This window comes from Streptococcus atopicus (assembly GCF_049166725.1).
GTDB classification, from domain to species: domain Bacteria; phylum Bacillota; class Bacilli; order Lactobacillales; family Streptococcaceae; genus Streptococcus; species Streptococcus hominis.
In genome coordinates, this window is record NZ_JBMHFC010000012.1 from 58383 (window position 1) to 75074 (window position 16692).

The window sequence follows — 16692 nt, forward strand, 5'->3', positions numbered from 1 at the left end:
AAAGGAGCTACTAATACCATGACAGAAAAAATTCAATTATCAAAATCAGATCGTCAAAAAGTTTGGTGGCGTTCAACTTTCTTGCAAGGTTCTTGGAACTATGAACGGATGCAAAACTTAGGTTGGGCGTACGCACTTATCCCAGCTATCAAAAAACTTTACACTTCTAAAGAAGACCGTGCTGCGGCCCTTGAACGTCACTTGGAATTCTTTAATACTCACCCATACGTAGCTGCTCCTATCATTGGTGTGACACTCGCCCTTGAAGAAGAAAAGGCTAACGGGGCTGAAATTGACAACACTGCTATCCAAGGGGTTAAAATCGGTATGATGGGACCTCTTGCTGGTATCGGTGACCCAGTCTTCTGGTTTACCGTTCGTCCTATCCTCGGTGCTCTTGGTGCCTCACTTGCTATGGCAGGTAACGTGATGGGGCCAATCCTCTTCTTCGTACTTTGGAATCTTATCCGTATGGCCTTCTTATGGTACACTCAAGAACTTGGCTACAAAGCTGGTTCTGAAATTACAAAAGACATGTCAGGTGGTATCCTTCAAGACATCACCAAAGGAGCTTCAATCCTTGGTATGTTCATCATCGCCGTTCTTGTTGAACGTTGGGTAAATATTGCCTTTACGGTAGGACTTCCTTCTAAGACTTTGTCTAAAGGTGCCTACATTGAATTCCCTAAAGGAAATATTACTGGTCAACAATTACATGATATCCTTGGTCAAGTAAATAGTGGTCTTGGACTTGATAAAATACAAGCTCAAACACTTCAAGGACAGTTAGATGCTTTAATTCCTGGCTTGATGGGGCTTCTTCTTACATTCCTATGTATGTGGTTGCTTAAGAAGAAAGTTTCTCCAATCACAATTATCATCGGTCTCTTCATCGTTGGTATTGTGGCACGCTTCTTCGGAATCATGTAAATAACAAAAAGAAGGTTTCGGCCTTCTTTTTTATTGACAATAAATGTGCTATAATAGGGAGGATAATAGATAAACGAGGATTGAACATGGCACAGTCACAAAATACAAAAATTGATTTTCAAACAACAGGAACTTCTTATCTGGGAATTGGAGGGAAAGTTGGAAAATTCTTAGTTGGAGATAAAGCGCTCGAATTTTATGCAGATGCCAATGTCGAAGACTATATTCAAATCCCTTGGGATACTATCCATCAAATCGGCGCCAATGTGTCTGGCAAACGAATTAGTCGTCATTTTGAAGTCTTTACCAATAAAGGAAAATTCCTTTTCGCTTCAAAAGATGCTGGAACTATTTTGAAACATGCTCGAAATCATATCGGCAATGAAAAGGTCATTAAATTACCGACACTGATTCAAACAATTGGTCAATTTTTTAAAAATCTATTTGCAAAAAAATAAGAATTCTTGTATAATCATAGGAAACGGATAAGTAAATCTAGTATCTCTTTCAGAAAGTCTGCGGCAGCTGTGAGCAGATAGGGAGCTAGCTTGAAATTCTACCGTGATATTAATTTCATAAACAATCAAGTGCACTTATGTGAAGTTGGATGGGACCGTGGCTCTGCCACTCCAACACTTTCATAGGTGTATTTTTATTTCAGGAGGTTCTGATGTTAGATATTAAACGCATTCGCACAGATTTTGATATCATCGCAAAAAAATTAGCTACTCGTGGCGTTGACGCTGCAACACTTGATAAAATGAAAGAGTTTGATAGCAAACGCCGTGAACTCTTGGTCAAGGTTGAAAATTTAAAAGCAGAGCGTAACACGGTTTCAGCAGAAATTGCCCAAGCGAAACGTAATAAAGACAATGCTGATGATAAAATTGCTGCCATGCAAACATTATCTGCTGAAGTTAAAGCATTAGACGCAGAGTTAGCAGAAATTGACGCTACATTAACCGAGTTTACAACGACTTTGCCAAATATTCCTCACGATAGTGTGCCGGTAGGTGCTGACGAAGACGATAATGTAGAAGTTCGCCGTTGGGGGACGCCACGTGTGTTTGACTTTGATGTAAAAGCTCACTGGGATCTTGGTGAAAATCTTGATATTCTCGACTGGGAACGCGGGGCAAAAGTAACCGGCGCTCGCTTCCTCTTTTACAAAGGATTAGGAGCTCGTCTAGAACGCGCTATTTATAATTTCATGTTAGACGAGCATCAAAAAGAGGGCTACACAGAAGTCATTCCTCCTTACATGGTTAATCACGATTCTATGTTTGGGACTGGTCAATATCCAAAATTCAAAGAAGATACGTTTGAATTGAGCGATACAAATTACGTTCTCATTCCAACTGCTGAAGTTCCTTTGACAAACTACTACCGTGGGGAAATTTTAGACGGAAAAGACTTGCCAATCTACTTCACAGCCATGAGTCCGTCTTTCCGTTCTGAAGCTGGTTCTGCCGGTCGTGACACCCGTGGTTTGATTCGTTTGCATCAATTCCACAAAGTGGAAATGGTCAAATTTGCCAAACCAGAGCATTCTTATGAAGAATTAGAAAAAATGACCGCTAACGCCGAAAATATCCTTCAGAAATTAAATCTTCCTTACCGCGTTGTTGCACTTTCTACAGGGGATATGGGCTTCTCTGCAGCGAAGACCTACGACTTGGAAGTCTGGATTCCAGCACAGAATACCTACCGTGAAATTTCTAGCTGTTCCAATACCGAAGATTTCCAAGCTCGTCGTGCCCAAATCCGTTACCGTGACGAAGCAGATGGCAAGGTCAAACTCCTACACACTTTGAATGGATCCGGTCTTGCAGTTGGTCGTACCGTTGCAGCTATTCTTGAAAATTATCAAAATGAAGACGGCTCCGTCACTATTCCAGAAGTACTTCGTCCATACATGGGCGGTGTGAAAATGATTGCTCCAAAATAACATAAAAACTCTGAGATTTTCAAATCATCTCAGAGTTTTCTTATCTCTTCATTTGATTGTTTCGCTTTTTAATCATTGCACTTCGAACCACACTTATCACAGTTGGGAGCAAGGTGACAATGACAATTCCCAAAATAATCGCTGAAAAATGAGTTTTCACAAAGGGGATATTCCCAAAAAGATAGCCTGCCCCTGTCGCAATCAAAGACCAAGACAAAGCTGCGATAAAAGCTCGTTTCAGAAAAGACTGAACTGGGAATTGGCTAATGCCTGCTACAAATGGTACAAAGGTACGAATAATGGGAATATAGCGTCCTAAAATAATAGAAGTAGAACCATGTTTTTCAAAATACACTTCTGCTTCTTTGATATTTTCTGCTTTTATCAATTTACTGAAAAATTTATAATGTACAAATCGATAACCCAAGGTTCTGCCAATGAAGAAATTACAGGTATCGCCAGCAAAAGCTCCCACAAAAAATAGAAGCATAAAAAGTAGAACATTAAAATGCATTGCTGGATTAGCTGATAGAGCGCCTGCAGCAAAAAGTAAGCTGTCTCCCGGCAGGAATGGAAATACTACCGCAGCTGTCTCAATAAAAATTACCAAAAACAAAATCAAATACGTCCAGCCACCTACAGCATGAGCAATATTATAAATGTGTGCATCAATATGCAAGATAAAATCAATAATAAACATCTCTTCTCCTTTTGTCCATTCTCTATTATAGCAGAAAATATTACAGAAAAGCGTATTTTAAAAATAAAAAAACAGAAGTGAACGGTACAAGCCAACCCACTTCTGATTTTTATTAGTATTTTCGAAATCGTTGGTAACGTGCTTCTAAAAGTTGTTCAAGTGGTAGCTGAGACAAATTTGCTAATTCAGCAACTATTTCTTGCTTCACAGCATACAATAAATCCTGATTGCTAAGCCCTGCTTCTGGAATCACCTTGTCCACTACTCCCATATCAAGAAGCTCATGAGAAGTGATTTTCATGAGTTCTGCAGCTTCCATAGCACGACTGCCGTCTTTCCACAAGATAGAAGCAAAACCTTCGGGACTAAGCACCGCGTAAATTGAATTTTCTAGCATCCAGACCTTGTCTGCAACAGCTAAAGCTAGCGCTCCTCCAGATCCGCCTTCACCGATAATAATAGCGATAATCGGCACCTTTAAATCGCTCATCTCTAGCAAATTACGCGCAATAGCTTCTCCTTGACCGCGCTCTTCAGCCCCAACTCCCGGATAAGCACCGGCTGTATTGATAAACGTAACGACAGGACGAGCAAATTTCTCTGCCTGCTTCATCAAGCGAAGTGCTTTTCGATAACCTTCTGGATGAGGTTGTCCAAAATTCCGTTGCAAATTATCCTGTAGATTGCGTCCTTTTTGAATCCCAACAACGGTGATGGGCTGACCATCTAAAGTTCCGATTCCACCGATAACCGCTCCGTCATCTCGAAAAGAACGATCGCCATGTAATTCAATAAAATTCTCGCAAATTCCTTGCGCAAAATCCAAAGCTGTCAATCGTGCCTGATCTCGTGCTTCTTTAATAATTCGGGTAATCTTTGTCATTGTTCACCTCCATGGAAAGCCAATAACATTGCAATGGTGGAGCGCAATTCCAAGCGTTTGACAATGGCATCAACAAAACCATGTTCAAGCAAAAATTCTGCCTTTTGGAAGTCATCTGGCAATTTTTCACGAACGGTTGTTTCAATTACTCGGCGACCTGCAAAGCCAACAAGCGCTTGCGTTTCAGCCAAAATGATGTCTCCTTCCATGGCAAATGAAGCCGTCACCCCACCCGTGGTCGGGTCTGTTAAGATCGTCAAATAAAACAAGCCAGCATTAGAATGACGTTTCACCGCTGCGGATACTTTAGCCATTTGCATCAAACTCATAATTCCTTCTTGCATGCGAGCGCCACCAGAAGCTGTAAACAAAGTGACTGGCAACTGATGTTCTGTAGCATATTCAAAAAGACGAGTAATTTTTTCTCCAACGACCGTTCCCATAGAAGCCATGATAAAGTTGGAATCCATGATCCCCAGTGCAGTTTTTTGACCACCGATTGTCGCAATTCCTGTCAATACCGCTTCATCCAAACCTGTTTTTTCACGGACAGTCCTTAATTTTTCACGATATTTAGGAAACTTCAAGGGGTCTGATGTTTCAATTCCTGTAAATAATTCCTCAAAACTATTGGCATCTACCGTTAAGTTGAGGCGTTCAAAAGCTGAAATACGAAACGTATAGCCACATTGCGGGCAAATCCGTTCACTTCCCAAATCTTTTTGGTAAATGATATGCTTACATCCTGGACATTTTGAAAACAATTCATTCGGAAACTCTGGTTTCACTTGAGGTTTCTCACGACTGGAACGGTTTGGATTGATCCGAATATACTTATCCTTTTTGGAAAACAAAGCCATGACTTATATCCTTTACTCCTCTACTTTTTCTTTTGATAAGCTGGTAAAAATTTCTCCATAAGAAAAGCTGTATCATAATCGCCAGCAATGACATGTGGGTCTGAAATCAAATCTAACTGAAAACCGCTATTTGTCACAACGCCGTCGATTTCTAACTCATAGAGCGCACGCTGCATTTTCATTAATGCATCAAAGCGATTTTCACCATGAACAATAATCTTGGCAATCATGCTGTCATAATACGGCGGAATCGTGTAGCCAGGATAAACTGCAGAATCCACACGCAACCCCACTCCACCACTCGGTAGATAGAGATTGGAAATCTTTCCCGGACTTGGTGCAAAGTTAAATGCAGGATTTTCCGCATTGATTCGACACTCAATCGCGTGACCTGTTATATGAATATCTTCTTGGTTAAAAGGCAGCTCTTGCCCCACAGCAATTTTGATTTGCTCCTTAACAATGTCCACCCCCGTTACAAATTCCGTTATCGGATGCTCCACTTGTACACGAGTATTCATTTCCATGAAATAAAATTCTCTTTTGCCTTCATCAAATAAGAATTCAATCGTTCCAGCGTTTTCATATCCGACAGATTGGGCAGCTCGTACAGCAGCTTCCCCAATTTTACGACGAAGGGTCTTGCCAATCGCAACCGACGGACTTTCTTCCAGCACTTTTTGATTATTTCTTTGAAGTGAACAATCGCGCTCGCCTAAGTGGACGACATGCCCGTGTTGGTCAGCCAAAATTTGAACTTCAATATGCCGAGCTGGATAAATGACCCGCTCCATGTACATGGCGCCATTTCCGAAAGCCGCTTTGGCTTCGCTGGAAGCCGACTCAAAAGCAGCTACTAAATCCTCTGCTTTTTCAACCTTCCGAATACCTTTGCCACCACCGCCAGCAGAAGCTTTCAGCATAACTGGATAGCCGATTTTTTCTGCAACCGCAAGTGCTTCGTCTGAAGTATGAACTTCGCCATCAGAACCTGGGATTACAGGCACATTAGCCTTAATCATCTGAGCACGCGCATTGATTTTATCCCCCATTAAATCCATTACCGCTCCCGAAGGACCGATAAATTTAATACCAACTTCCTCGCACATCGTCGCAAACTTAGAATTCTCACTCAAAAAACCAAAGCCTGGATGAATCGCCTCTGCTCCAGTCAAAACTGCGGTAGAAAGAACCGCATTCATATTGAGGTAGGATTCTGTCGACTTTGCCGGACCTATACAAACCGCTTCATCTGCCAGTAAAGTATGGAGAGCTTCTTTGTCAGCAGTAGAATAGACTGCGACTGTCGCAATCCCTAATTCTCTAGCTGCACGAATAATTCTGACCGCAATTTCCCCACGGTTGGCAATTAAAATCTTACGAAACATGGTGAAATCTCCTTTTTTATTGTCCGAGGGCAAAAGTTAAAGTACCACTCGCTGCCAACTTCCCGTCAACTTCTGCTTTCGCTTCCACAACCGCAATGGTGCCACGACGCTTCACAAACTTCGCTGTCATGATGAGCTGATCACCAGGAACAACTTGTTTTTTAAATTTCACCTTGTCCATTCCGGCATAAAAGACCAATTTCCCTTTATTTTCTTCTTTGGATAATTCCAAAACACCGGCTGTTTGAGCCAAAGCTTCCATAATGAGAACTCCCGGCATGACAGGATATTCAGGGAAATGTCCGTTGAAAAAAGGCTCATTGATTGTAACATTTTTAAGCGCTACAATCTCATCTTCTTTCACTTCCAACACACGATCAACCAACAGCATAGGGTAACGATGTGGAAGAGCTTCTTTTATCGCATTGATATCAATCATTTAATCCGCACCAAACCTTTCCCAAATTCGACCATTTCTTCATTTTGGACAAGGATTTCCGTCACAATACCGTCCTTAGGTGACGGAACTTCATTCATCACTTTCATGGCCTCAATAATCATCAAGGTTTGCCCTTTCTTGACTTGGTCGCCAACGGAAACAAAGGAAGGTTTATCAGGTCCAGAAGCAAGATAAGCAACTCCAACCAAGGGACTTTCTACTACATCGCCTTCAGCTGTAGGTGTTTCTGGACTAATCGTTTCCTCCACAATTGGAGGAACAGTTGGCTGGGTAACTTCTACTTGTGAAACAAGATTGGTGTTCACTGTTGAATCCTCTGCAGAAGGAGCAATTGATTCAACTGTTCTTTCATTTTTACTGAAAGTTAATTCATCACTTTGATTTTTATAAGAAAATTCACGCAGACTTGATTGGTCAAATTGAGCCATCAAATCTTTGATTTCATTGATATTCATTTAAGCCTCCCAGCGCTTGAATGCAAGTACAGCATTGTGCCCGCCAAAGCCAAAGGTATTTGAAATCGCATACGGAATATCATGTTCTTGCCCTTGACCATAGATGACATTCGCCTCGATATCATCTGAAAGTTCTTGCGTTCCTGCAGTCATCGGTACAAAGTTATGACGCATTGCCTCAATCGTTGCAATAGCTTCTACTGCACCAGCTGCACCAAGAAGGTGACCTGTGAAAGATTTCGTAGAAGAAACTGGTACTTCTTTTCCAAGAACATTAACAATCGCTTGACTTTCACCCTTTTCATTGGCTTGTGTAGAAGTTCCATGAGCATTCACATAGGCAATGTCTGAAGGTTGTAACCCTGCTTCTTCAATGGCTAGTTTCATAGCTTTAGCAGCCCCTGTACCAGCTGGTGATGGTGTTGTCATGTGATATGCGTCACAAGTATTTCCATACCCCACAATTTCTGCTAAAATCGTTGCCCCACGTTTTTCAGCATGTTCTAGACTTTCAATTACTAAAACACCTGCCCCTTCTCCCATTACAAATCCATTTCGATCTTTATCAAATGGAATAGACGAACGTTTTGGATCTTCATTTGTGGAAAGAGCTGTAAGAGCTGCAAAACCGCCGATGCCAATTTCGTTGATAGAGCATTCAGAACCACCTGCTAAAATAACATCTTGAAAACCAAATTTAATTTCACGGAATGCCTCTCCAATAGCATCATTAGAAGACGCACAAGCAGTTGTAATAGATTTACACACCCCATTAGCTCCCACACGAATAGCGATATTTCCGGCTCCCATATTTGAAAGTGCTTTAGGAATGAAGAGCGGTTGGATACGATTGGCTCCTCTTTCATGCATTCGGATAATTTGATCTTGCAATTCTTTTAAGCCACCAATCCCACTAGATACAATGACACCAAATCGATCATGGTCAACTGTCTCGGTATCTAGATGAGCATTTTCTAACGCTTCTAAAGCTGCATGAATAGCATAAATAGAATACATATCCATACGATTTTTGTCTTTTTTAACAAAATGTTTTTCTAGCGGGAAATCTTTAATTTCTGCTGCATTATGTACACCAATCACACTAGGATCAAAATTCGTAATTGGACCAATACCAATCTTCCCTTCTTTTAGACTATCCCAAAACTCTTCGGGTGTGTTTCCAATAGGTGAAGTTACTCCATATCCTGTTACAACAACTCGATTTAGTTTCATTTCGAACTCCTTTATTAAGAAAATATATCACATGCTTAAAACTCATAAGTTTTAGTCATCTTCTACCTCATGGTTAACCCGCCATCAATAGCAATGACTTGCCCAGTTAAATACTCTTGACGAGCTAGAAAGACTGCCACTTCTGCTACTTCGCTGGTATTTCCAAAACGTTTCATCGGAATTTGTGCTAACGTAGCTTCTTTCACTTTATCAGACAAAACATCGGTCATATCTGACTCAATCATACCTGGTGCAATAGCATTCACTCGTACATTGCGGGCTGCTACTTCACGCGCTACAGACTTAGTAAATCCGATCAGTCCAGCCTTAGAAGCCGCATAGTTTGCTTGACCGACATTGCCAATCAAACCAACCACACTTGATACATTGATAACAGCACCTTGACGAGCTTTCGACATTGGCTTCAAAACCGCTTGAGTCATATTAAAAGCACCAACAAGATTTACTTTCAAGACCTGCTCAAAATCTTCCTCTGTCAATTTTAGCATGAGTTTATCTTTTGTAATCCCTGCATTATTAACCAGAATATCCACGCTTCCAAGTTTTTCGATAGTTTCTTCTACCATCCGCTTGGCATCCGTGCTGTCTGACACATCACCAGAGATAGAAACCACTTGTACACCATAATCTGAAAATTCAGAGACGAACTCCTCATCAATCTCACGGCGACCGTTTAAAACAATGTTGGCACCTAGACTCGCAAACTTATGTGCCATTGCAAGACCAATTCCACGTGTTGAACCAGTTATAAAAACATTTTTACCTTTAAGTTCCATACCTATTCCTTATTTTCTAGAAGAGTAGATAAACTTCTAACATCTTCAACGTGAGCAACCTTTGCTGATTTATCAATTTTTTTAACAAAACCAGAAAGAACCTTACCTGGACCAATTTCAATAAAATTAGTTACACCAACTTTTTGCATCGTTGCAATACTATCATAAAAACGAACTGGTTCCATAACTTGACGAGTTAAGAGTTCCTTAATTCGTCCTTTTCCCATGACAGTTGCTTCTGTATTTCCTACCAAAGGAAGTTTGAAATCAGCAAATTCAACTGTTTCCAAAACTTTTGCCAATTTATCACTTGCAGGTTTTAGCAAAGCTGTATGAAATGGACCAGAGACATTCAAAGGGATGAGACGCTTAACACCAGCTTCTTTTAACAATTCCACTGCTTTGTTAACCGCTTCAACTTCACCACCAATAACAATCTGACTAGGTGTATTGTAATTTGCTGGTGATACAATTCCTAGCTGGCTTGCCTTTTGACAAGCTACTTCAATTGTAGCTAAATCGGCATTTAAAACCGCAACCATTTTACCAGAGCCAGCAGGAGCTGCTTCTTCCATAAAAGCGCCACGCTTTGCCACCAAATCAACCGCCGTTGTAAACTTCAAAGCACCTGCTGCCACCATGGCAGAGTATTCCCCAAGAGAAAGGCCTGCTACCATATCAGCTTGCATTCCTTTTTCTTGCAATAATCGGTAAATAGCAACCGAAGTGGTTAAAATTACTGGCTGAGTATAGCGTGTCTGATTGAGCTTTTCTTCCTCATTATCTATCAGATATCGTAGATCATAGCCCAATACTTGACTTGCTTCATCATAGGTTGCCCTCACTACATCAAACTGATCGTAAAGGTCACGAGCCATTCCCAGATACTGAGCACCCTGACCTGCAAATAGAAAGGCTGTTTTAGTCATTTCTAGTTACTCCTGCCCAACGGCTAGCTTCTTTTTGGATTACCTCTGCTGCACCGTAGTAAATATCTTTTAAAATTTCTTCAACTGTCTCTTCTTTGCTGACAAGCCCCGCAATTTGTCCTGACATGACAGAACCATGTTCAACATCACCGCGAACAACTGCATTTGCAAGAGCGCCAGCTCCTAAATTCTCAAAAACAGTTAAATCAGGATTTTCTTGCTTAAAAGCATCCTTTTCTGCTTGGTCAAATTCTCTAGTTAGTTTATTTTTCAAAGCTCGTACCGCATGACCAAAATGTTGAGCAGAAATAGTGGTATCAATATCCCGAGCTTTCAAAATCATATTTTTATAATTTTGGTGCGCATTTGACTCTTTTGCAACGACGAAACGTGTTCCCACTTGAACAGCCTCTGCACCAAGCATAAAGCCTGCAGCTGCACCGCGACCATCTGCGATTCCACCCGCTGCAATCACAGGAATATCAACTGCTTCAACTACCTGACGAACCAAAGTCATGGTGGTTAATTTTCCAATATGCCCACCTGCTTCCATTCCTTCAGCAATGACTGCATCTGCACCAATTTTTTCCATTCGCTTAGCCAATGCTACACTTGGAACTACTGGAATGACTGTAATACCTGCGTCGTGGAAACGAGTCATATATTTACTTGGATTTCCTGCACCAGTTGTCACAACCTTGACACCTTCTTCAATCACTAAGTCAACAATATCTTCCACAAACGGTGACAACAGCATGATATTCACGCCAAAAGGTTTGTCTGTCAATGACTTAATTTTATCAATATTAGCTTTGACAACTTCTTTCGGTGCATTACCACCACCGATAATGCCAAGACCTCCCGCTTTAGAAACTGCACCAGCCAAGTCACCATCAGCAACCCAGGCCATTCCTCCCTGGAAAATAGGATATTTAATATTTAACAATTCTGTAACACGTGTTTGCATAATACCTTCCTTTATATTGCTTAAGTAATAGCTCAATCATCTCAAGTATACCCTTTGTATAATTTGAAAATCAAACTATTACCTAAACAAGAGGGAGTGGAACCTATCATCTTTAAATTGATTTTATCGTTCCACCCCAGCAAAATTGACTGTCTACCTCAATACCTTTTTTAAAAGAGGGCGAGAATCTTCTCTCAGCCCCGTTTCATTTTTTATTTTGTTTTTTCTTCCACATAAGCGACCAAGTCACCAACTGTGTTCAATCCTTCTTCAGTTTCAATTTGAATATCGAATGCATCTTCGATTTCTGAAATAACTTGGAACAAATCCAATGAATCTGCATCAAGATCATCAAAAGTTGACTCAAGAGTAACTTCTGAAGGTTCCTTACCAAGTTCTTCCACAATAATTTCTTGTACTTTTTCAAATACTGCCATGATAGACTCCTTTAAAAATAAATATTTATATTCATGTGTTTACCACATAATAACTAAATTGTAACAATAAGTGTGCCCCATGTCAAACCTCCACCAAATCCTGACAGCAAAACTGTTTGACTGCCATCAAGGTGAATGAGTCCTTTTTCAACACACTCAGATAAAAGAATTGGAATGCTCGCTGCACTCGTATTCCCATATTCCATCATATTTGCAGGAAGTTTTTCCCTCGCTGCACCAATCTTTTTCGCCATTTTATCTAAAATACGAATATTGGCCTGATGTAATAGTAAATAGTCAATATCCTCTACTTGAATATCACTGGATTCAATCGTATTTTTTATAGATTTTGCCACATCTCGAATAGCAAAATCAAAAATTTTACGACCTTCCATCGTCAGATAAGGCGCTACTTCTCCCTTTTCAGAATAAGGTGAAGATAAACCAACTTTACCACAAGTCAAGCTTTCCCCACGCGAACCGTCTGTATATTGACTTTCAGCTAAAAAATGCTGCTGCTCTGAGCTCTCTAGCAAAACACCACCAGCGCCATCACCGAAAAGAACCGCAGTTGAACGATCAGACCAGTCAAGAACTTTTGATAAGGTTTCACTTCCTATAACAAAGCCCTTCTGGTAACGACCTGAAGAAATTAACTTTTCAGCTGTCGACAGAGCGAAGATAAAGCCACTGCAAGCCGCTGTCAAATCAAAGGCAAAAGCATGATTTGCACCAATATTTGCTTGAACTCGTGCAGCCGTTGAAGGCATCATAGAGTCTGGGGTGATAGTTGCCACAATGATAAAGTCTAGCTCATCTGCATGGATATTCGCCTTTTTCAACAATTGACTTGCCACCTTTGTAGCCAAATCACTCGTTGATTCTGTTTGTGACAGATGACGGCGTTCTATTCCTGTCCGACTTGAAATCCATTCATCGCTCGTATCCATTATTTTTGCCAAATCATCATTTGTAACCACCTGACTTGGAGCATAATGAGCGACTTGACTAATTTTCGCATAGTTCATTATTTCAAATCCTCTAGAAAATGATACAGATTAGTTAACCCTTTCCCCATGACCTTCATCTCTTCAGCATCCATTCCTTCAATGATTCTTTCAACCATTCTCTTGTGAAATCTTCTGTGCAAGCGATAAATTAGGCGACCATTTTTTGTCAAATTCAGATGAACAACACGACGATCAACTTCTGAACGTGTTCGTTCAATATAACCTTTTCTTTCAAGGTTATTTAAACTAGTTGTTACTGTTCCTAATGTTACCATCAATTCCTTTGCTACGCTACTAGGAGTCGCATTGGGATTTTTTCCAACAACATCAATCGTGTGCATTTCTTTGATAGAGATATCTTTGAAGCGACTGCCTCTCAAACTAGATTCTTCAATAACCAATACATTATTGAAAATAGATGTTAAATAATCATTGACCAATTGGTAATCCAAAAATCTATCCTCCTCTAACAAAAAAACTTTCAACATCAAAACATTTGACTAGAAAAGTATATCAAATATCAAATTAAATTGCAACTACTTTTTTACTTCCCAGAAAATTTTGGTCGACGCTTCTCAGCATAAGCTCGCACCCCTTCTTTGAAATCTTCTGTGAAAGCCAATGTCTTCTGCAACTGTAATTCGAGTTTTGCATACTCATCCCAACCAGTAAACAAACTCTTCCATACCAATTCTTTAATAGCACGATAAGAATTAAGTGAATGACGTTTCAACTTCTTAATCACTTGATTCGTTGTAGTTTCTAACTTTTCAACTTCACAAACTTTATACAAAAGACCGTAATTTAAAGCTTTTTCTGCGTTTAACGGTTCACCTGTCATTGCTAATTGAGTTGCTCTCGTCACACCAATCGCTCTAGCAAGTAAATACAGACCACCCGCATCAGGAGCAAGACCTACCCCCACAAAAGCTTGAATAAAACGAGAACGCTCCGTTGCAATACAGAAATCTGCAGCTACCACCATATTAGCTGCCGCACCAGCAACTGGTCCATCTACACTCATAATGATCGGCTTAGATAGTTGTTTCATTGAGTAAGAAATTTCATTGACTAATTCAGCAATTTTCACCAAAGACTGAATATCATCTGCCTCCACTGCTCGTTGCATTTCTGCCAAATCACCACCAACAGAAAATACTTTTCCATTTGCATTGATGAGCAATATTTGGACAGCTTTATCCTCAGCAGCCAATTCAATGGCTTTTAAAATTTCCTCACACATGGGAACATTAAACCCATTGGAAACCTCCGGGCGATTCAATGTTAAAGTCGCAACACCGTCATTGACACTATATAAAATATTTTCAAATTGCATTAAATTGCCTCCAACAATTCTTTTCTTTGCCAATTAAATTATTTGAATATCAAACAATATGGTTACATTCTAACATAAAATATTTGCTTTAGCAAGTAAGTACAAGCAGATTTGAAAAGATTTCAGAATTTTGCTATAATTTAAACAATCAGCCTATAGGAGAATTTATGAAAGTTGTTAAATTTGGAGGAAGTTCACTTGCCTCCGCTGGTCAATTAGAAAAAGTATTACAGATTATAAAAGCTGATCCTGAACGTCGTTTCGTGATTGTCTCTGCACCTGGGAAGCGAAGCACTCAGGATACAAAGGTAACAGATGCCCTCATTAAATATTATCGAGACTATGTTGCTGGTAATGACGTAACAAAACACCAACAATGGATTATTCAGCGTTATCGAGATATGGCGTTAGAACTGCAGCTTAAACCAAATATTCTAGAGAGAATTTCAAAAAGTTTCCAAAAGCTCGCAAGCCTTCCTATCGAAAATAATAAGTTCTTGTACGATACTTTTCTTGCTGCAGGTGAAAATAACAATGCGAAACTCATTGCAGCTTATTTTACCCAAAATGGCGTAGATGCTCGTTATGTTCACCCTAGAGAAGCAGGACTCATTGTATCCAGCGAACCAGGAAATGCTCGACTTCTCCCTTCCAGTTATGATAAAATTGAAGAATTAAATGAAGCCGATGAAGTCTTAATTATCCCAGGATTCTTTGGAGTAACAAAAGACGACCAGATCTGCACCTTTTCACGTGGCGGGTCCGATATTACTGGCTCCATTATTGCGGCAGGTGTAAAAGCTGATCTTTACGAAAATTTCACAGATGTTGACGGTATTTTTGCAGCACATCCTGGCATTATCCACATGCCACACTCCATTCCAGAATTAACTTATCGCGAAATGCGCGAATTAGCTTATGCAGGTTTTACTGTATTACATGACGAAGCACTCATTCCAGCTTACCGTGGAAAAATTCCACTCGTTATTAAAAATACAAATAACCCCACTCATCCTGGTACAAAAATTGTTTTAAAGCACAGTAACAGAGACTTCCCTGTAGTAGGTATTGCTGCAGATGCCCATTTCACCAGTATTAACATGTCTAAATACCTCATGAACCGTGAAATCGGTTTTGGTAGAAAAGTTCTGCAAATATTGGAAGATCTAAATATCCGTTGGGAGCACATGCCTACCGGTATCGATGACTTATCTATTATTCTTCGGGATCGTGAATTAACCCCCATTAAAGAGGAAGAAATTCTTCGTCAATTAAGACAAAAGTTAGAAGTCGACCACGCAGAAATCGAACATGATCTCTCAATCATTATGATTGTCGGTGAAAAAATGAAAAGTCATATTGGTTTGACCGCTACTGCAACAAAAGCATTATCAGATAATCATATTAATATCCAAATGATTTCGCAAGGATCTAGTGAAGTTTCAATCATGATTGTTATCAATTCCGAACAAGAAAAAGCAGCTATAAAAGCACTGTACAAAGCTTTTTTTGAATAAAAATTGAGAGTCTAGGTAAAAGTTCATAAAATAGTCAAAAAGCTTAAAATCAACGTTTTAATTAACTTGATTTTAAGCTTTTTTTGCTATGAGAGATTATTACACTTTGACCATGAATGAGTTTTTGCTCAGCCACTTGCATTATATTAACCCCAAAATCTTGATGTAGTAGCTGATGATGAAGGCAACAGCATAGGGTAGGTAGGAGTACGAACTAAAAATTTTCAAATTTTGATTGATTGCTATGCGTAATCTCCCCAGAGTGTATTATTTATAGGTGAACTCGTCAGCAAACATAGGCATCTCACCTGTCTCACCCGAAAATCTATTACAAAATATAATCATCCAAGAGCAGTCTAAAAACCAAACAATCTTAATTTGATTGAAATGATACAATCCTCTTGATAAATGAAACAGTGTAACTCATTCTCTAAAAATGAAAATTTTAAAAAAATACATTCTCATTGCTTTGAACAAAAAAAAGAATGAACTTCGTCCTCTCCCAATATCAGCTTTTCATCAACCAAGAGCCTGAATTAGTGTTATAAATAATAATTTTAACCTGAGATTCTGCATTCTATTTTAAAAATAGCAAAAAAAAACCCCGATTATATCAAGGCTTCTAATCATGTATCAACTCCGGCAGTAGGACTCGAACCTACGACATCATGATTAACAGTCATGCGCTACTACCAACTGAGCTATGCCGGATAAATGCTAAGCGACTACCATATCTCACAGGGGGCAACCCCCAACTACTTCCGGCGTTCTAGGGCTTAACTTCTGTGTTCGGCATGGGTACAGGTGTATCTCCTAGGCTATCGTCACTTAACTGCTGAGTA

The 16692-nt window shown here is 39.8% G+C and carries 18 protein-coding genes, 1 tRNA gene and 1 rRNA gene; 4 read left to right on the top strand and 16 right to left on the bottom strand.

The genetic code is table 11. From position 1 onward, the window contains the following. Positions 1-18: 18 nt before the first annotated feature. From ACOMA9_RS08380 to serS, 3 genes are all read left to right on the top strand, one after another. Positions 19-930 (top strand): PTS system mannose/fructose/sorbose family transporter subunit IID, encoded by a 912-nt coding sequence (locus tag ACOMA9_RS08380; protein ID WP_037613367.1) that lies wholly within the window; start codon positions 19-21, stop codon positions 928-930. Between the two features lie 86 nt (positions 931-1016). Next, positions 1017-1388, top strand: a complete 372-nt coding sequence (locus ACOMA9_RS08385; RefSeq protein ID WP_004224344.1) for a DUF956 family protein — start codon at positions 1017-1019, stop codon at positions 1386-1388. A gap of 212 nt (positions 1389-1600) precedes the next feature. Further along, a complete protein-coding gene (gene serS / locus ACOMA9_RS08390) occupies positions 1601-2878 on the top strand; it encodes a serine--tRNA ligase (RefSeq protein WP_037613369.1) in 1278 nt (425 codons plus the stop codon). Between the two features lie 40 nt (positions 2879-2918). On the opposite strand, the gene ACOMA9_RS08395 is transcribed toward serS, so the two are convergent. The 14 genes from ACOMA9_RS08395 to ACOMA9_RS08460 form a co-directional block, all read right to left on the bottom strand. Beyond that, positions 2919-3578, bottom strand: coding sequence for a VTT domain-containing protein (locus ACOMA9_RS08395; RefSeq protein ID WP_421425211.1), 660 nt, complete (start codon positions 3576-3578; stop codon positions 2919-2921). Positions 3579-3690: 112 nt separating this feature from the next. Next, positions 3691-4461, bottom strand: a complete 771-nt coding sequence (locus ACOMA9_RS08400; protein WP_037613029.1) for an acetyl-CoA carboxylase carboxyl transferase subunit alpha — start codon at positions 4459-4461, stop codon at positions 3691-3693. Beyond that, positions 4458-5321 carry an acetyl-CoA carboxylase, carboxyltransferase subunit beta gene (gene accD, locus ACOMA9_RS08405; protein WP_330945243.1) on the bottom strand — a complete coding sequence of 288 codons (864 nt, stop codon included), beginning with the start codon at positions 5319-5321 and terminating at the stop codon, positions 4458-4460. Before accD ends, ACOMA9_RS08400 begins: the two co-directional genes overlap by 4 nt. A 20-nt stretch (positions 5322-5341) precedes the next feature. Continuing rightward, a complete protein-coding gene (accC, locus tag ACOMA9_RS08410) occupies positions 5342-6709 on the bottom strand; it encodes an acetyl-CoA carboxylase biotin carboxylase subunit (protein WP_330945244.1) in 1368 nt (455 codons plus the stop codon). Between the two features lie 16 nt (positions 6710-6725). Then, complete coding sequence (gene fabZ, locus ACOMA9_RS08415; protein WP_003043557.1) at positions 6726-7148, bottom strand: 3-hydroxyacyl-ACP dehydratase FabZ; 423 nt, start codon at positions 7146-7148, stop codon at positions 6726-6728. Beyond that, a complete protein-coding gene (accB, locus tag ACOMA9_RS08420; protein WP_003043528.1) occupies positions 7145-7624 on the bottom strand; it encodes an acetyl-CoA carboxylase biotin carboxyl carrier protein in 480 nt (159 codons plus the stop codon). Before accB ends, fabZ begins: the two co-directional genes overlap by 4 nt. Next, on the bottom strand, positions 7625-8857 hold the full coding sequence (fabF, locus tag ACOMA9_RS08425; protein ID WP_021001274.1) for a beta-ketoacyl-ACP synthase II: 1233 nt from the start codon (positions 8855-8857) through the stop codon (positions 7625-7627). It lies immediately after the preceding gene. 62 nt (positions 8858-8919) lie between these two features. Then, a complete protein-coding gene (gene fabG, locus ACOMA9_RS08430) occupies positions 8920-9654 on the bottom strand; it encodes a 3-oxoacyl-[acyl-carrier-protein] reductase (protein WP_330945245.1) in 735 nt (244 codons plus the stop codon). A gap of 2 nt (positions 9655-9656) precedes the next feature. Continuing rightward, positions 9657-10583 carry an ACP S-malonyltransferase gene (gene fabD, locus ACOMA9_RS08435; protein ID WP_151380438.1) on the bottom strand — a complete coding sequence of 309 codons (927 nt, stop codon included), beginning with the start codon at positions 10581-10583 and terminating at the stop codon, positions 9657-9659. Further along, on the bottom strand, positions 10576-11550 hold the full coding sequence (gene fabK / locus ACOMA9_RS08440; protein ID WP_049514558.1) for an enoyl-[acyl-carrier-protein] reductase FabK: 975 nt from the start codon (positions 11548-11550) through the stop codon (positions 10576-10578). Before fabK ends, fabD begins: the two co-directional genes overlap by 8 nt. Before the next feature lie 212 nt (positions 11551-11762). After that, the gene (locus tag ACOMA9_RS08445) at positions 11763-11987 is read right to left on the bottom strand and encodes an acyl carrier protein (protein WP_003026017.1); all 225 of its coding nucleotides are present in this window, start codon (positions 11985-11987) and stop codon (positions 11763-11765) included. Positions 11988-12040: 53 nt separating this feature from the next. Further along, positions 12041-13015: a beta-ketoacyl-ACP synthase III gene (locus ACOMA9_RS08450; RefSeq protein ID WP_330945247.1), complete on the bottom strand. Its 975-nt coding sequence runs from the start codon at positions 13013-13015 to the stop codon at positions 12041-12043. Continuing rightward, complete coding sequence (gene fabT / locus ACOMA9_RS08455) at positions 13015-13449, bottom strand: fatty acid biosynthesis transcriptional regulator FabT (protein WP_022527109.1); 435 nt, start codon at positions 13447-13449, stop codon at positions 13015-13017. Before fabT ends, ACOMA9_RS08450 begins: the two co-directional genes overlap by 1 nt. 92 nt (positions 13450-13541) lie before the next feature. Then, a complete protein-coding gene (locus ACOMA9_RS08460) occupies positions 13542-14333 on the bottom strand; it encodes an enoyl-CoA hydratase (protein ID WP_003043475.1) in 792 nt (263 codons plus the stop codon). 167 nt (positions 14334-14500) lie between these two features. Here ACOMA9_RS08460 and ACOMA9_RS08465 point away from each other — a divergent pair, with 167 nt between their 5' ends. Continuing rightward, the gene (locus tag ACOMA9_RS08465; protein ID WP_049533205.1) at positions 14501-15850 is read left to right on the top strand and encodes an aspartate kinase; all 1350 of its coding nucleotides are present in this window, start codon (positions 14501-14503) and stop codon (positions 15848-15850) included. A gap of 637 nt (positions 15851-16487) precedes the next feature. Here ACOMA9_RS08465 and ACOMA9_RS08470 read toward each other — a convergent pair. Together ACOMA9_RS08470 and rrf are read right to left on the bottom strand one after the other, a co-directional pair. Next, a tRNA-Asn gene (locus tag ACOMA9_RS08470) sits at positions 16488-16561 on the bottom strand. Positions 16562-16566: 5 nt separating this feature from the next. After that, positions 16567-16682 (bottom strand): 5S ribosomal RNA (rrf, locus tag ACOMA9_RS08475). Positions 16683-16692: the final 10 nt, after the last annotated feature.

Coding starts and splice junctions, on each gene's coding strand:
- ACOMA9_RS08380 (WP_037613367.1), top strand. CDS start 19: ATGACAGAAAAAATTCAATTATCAAAATCAGATCGTCAAAAAGTTTGG.
- fabF (WP_021001274.1), bottom strand. CDS start 8,857: ATGAAACTAAATCGAGTTGTTGTAACAGGATATGGAGTAACTTCACCT.
- ACOMA9_RS08445 (WP_003026017.1), bottom strand. CDS start 11,987: ATGGCAGTATTTGAAAAAGTACAAGAAATTATTGTGGAAGAACTTGGT.
- fabG (WP_330945245.1), bottom strand. CDS start 9,654: ATGGAACTTAAAGGTAAAAATGTTTTTATAACTGGTTCAACACGTGGA.
- fabK (WP_049514558.1), bottom strand. CDS start 11,550: ATGCAAACACGTGTTACAGAATTGTTAAATATTAAATATCCTATTTTC.
- serS (WP_037613369.1), top strand. CDS start 1,601: ATGTTAGATATTAAACGCATTCGCACAGATTTTGATATCATCGCAAAA.
- fabZ (WP_003043557.1), bottom strand. CDS start 7,148: ATGATTGATATCAATGCGATAAAAGAAGCTCTTCCACATCGTTACCCT.
- ACOMA9_RS08465 (WP_049533205.1), top strand. CDS start 14,501: ATGAAAGTTGTTAAATTTGGAGGAAGTTCACTTGCCTCCGCTGGTCAA.
- accB (WP_003043528.1), bottom strand. CDS start 7,624: ATGAATATCAATGAAATCAAAGATTTGATGGCTCAATTTGACCAATCA.
- fabD (WP_151380438.1), bottom strand. CDS start 10,583: ATGACTAAAACAGCCTTTCTATTTGCAGGTCAGGGTGCTCAGTATCTG.
- ACOMA9_RS08385 (WP_004224344.1), top strand. CDS start 1,017: ATGGCACAGTCACAAAATACAAAAATTGATTTTCAAACAACAGGAACT.
- accC (WP_330945244.1), bottom strand. CDS start 6,709: ATGTTTCGTAAGATTTTAATTGCCAACCGTGGGGAAATTGCGGTCAGA.
- ACOMA9_RS08400 (WP_037613029.1), bottom strand. CDS start 4,461: ATGACAAAGATTACCCGAATTATTAAAGAAGCACGAGATCAGGCACGA.
- ACOMA9_RS08395 (WP_421425211.1), bottom strand. CDS start 3,578: ATGTTTATTATTGATTTTATCTTGCATATTGATGCACACATTTATAAT.
- ACOMA9_RS08450 (WP_330945247.1), bottom strand. CDS start 13,015: ATGAACTATGCGAAAATTAGTCAAGTCGCTCATTATGCTCCAAGTCAG.
- ACOMA9_RS08460 (WP_003043475.1), bottom strand. CDS start 14,333: ATGCAATTTGAAAATATTTTATATAGTGTCAATGACGGTGTTGCGACT.
- accD (WP_330945243.1), bottom strand. CDS start 5,321: ATGGCTTTGTTTTCCAAAAAGGATAAGTATATTCGGATCAATCCAAAC.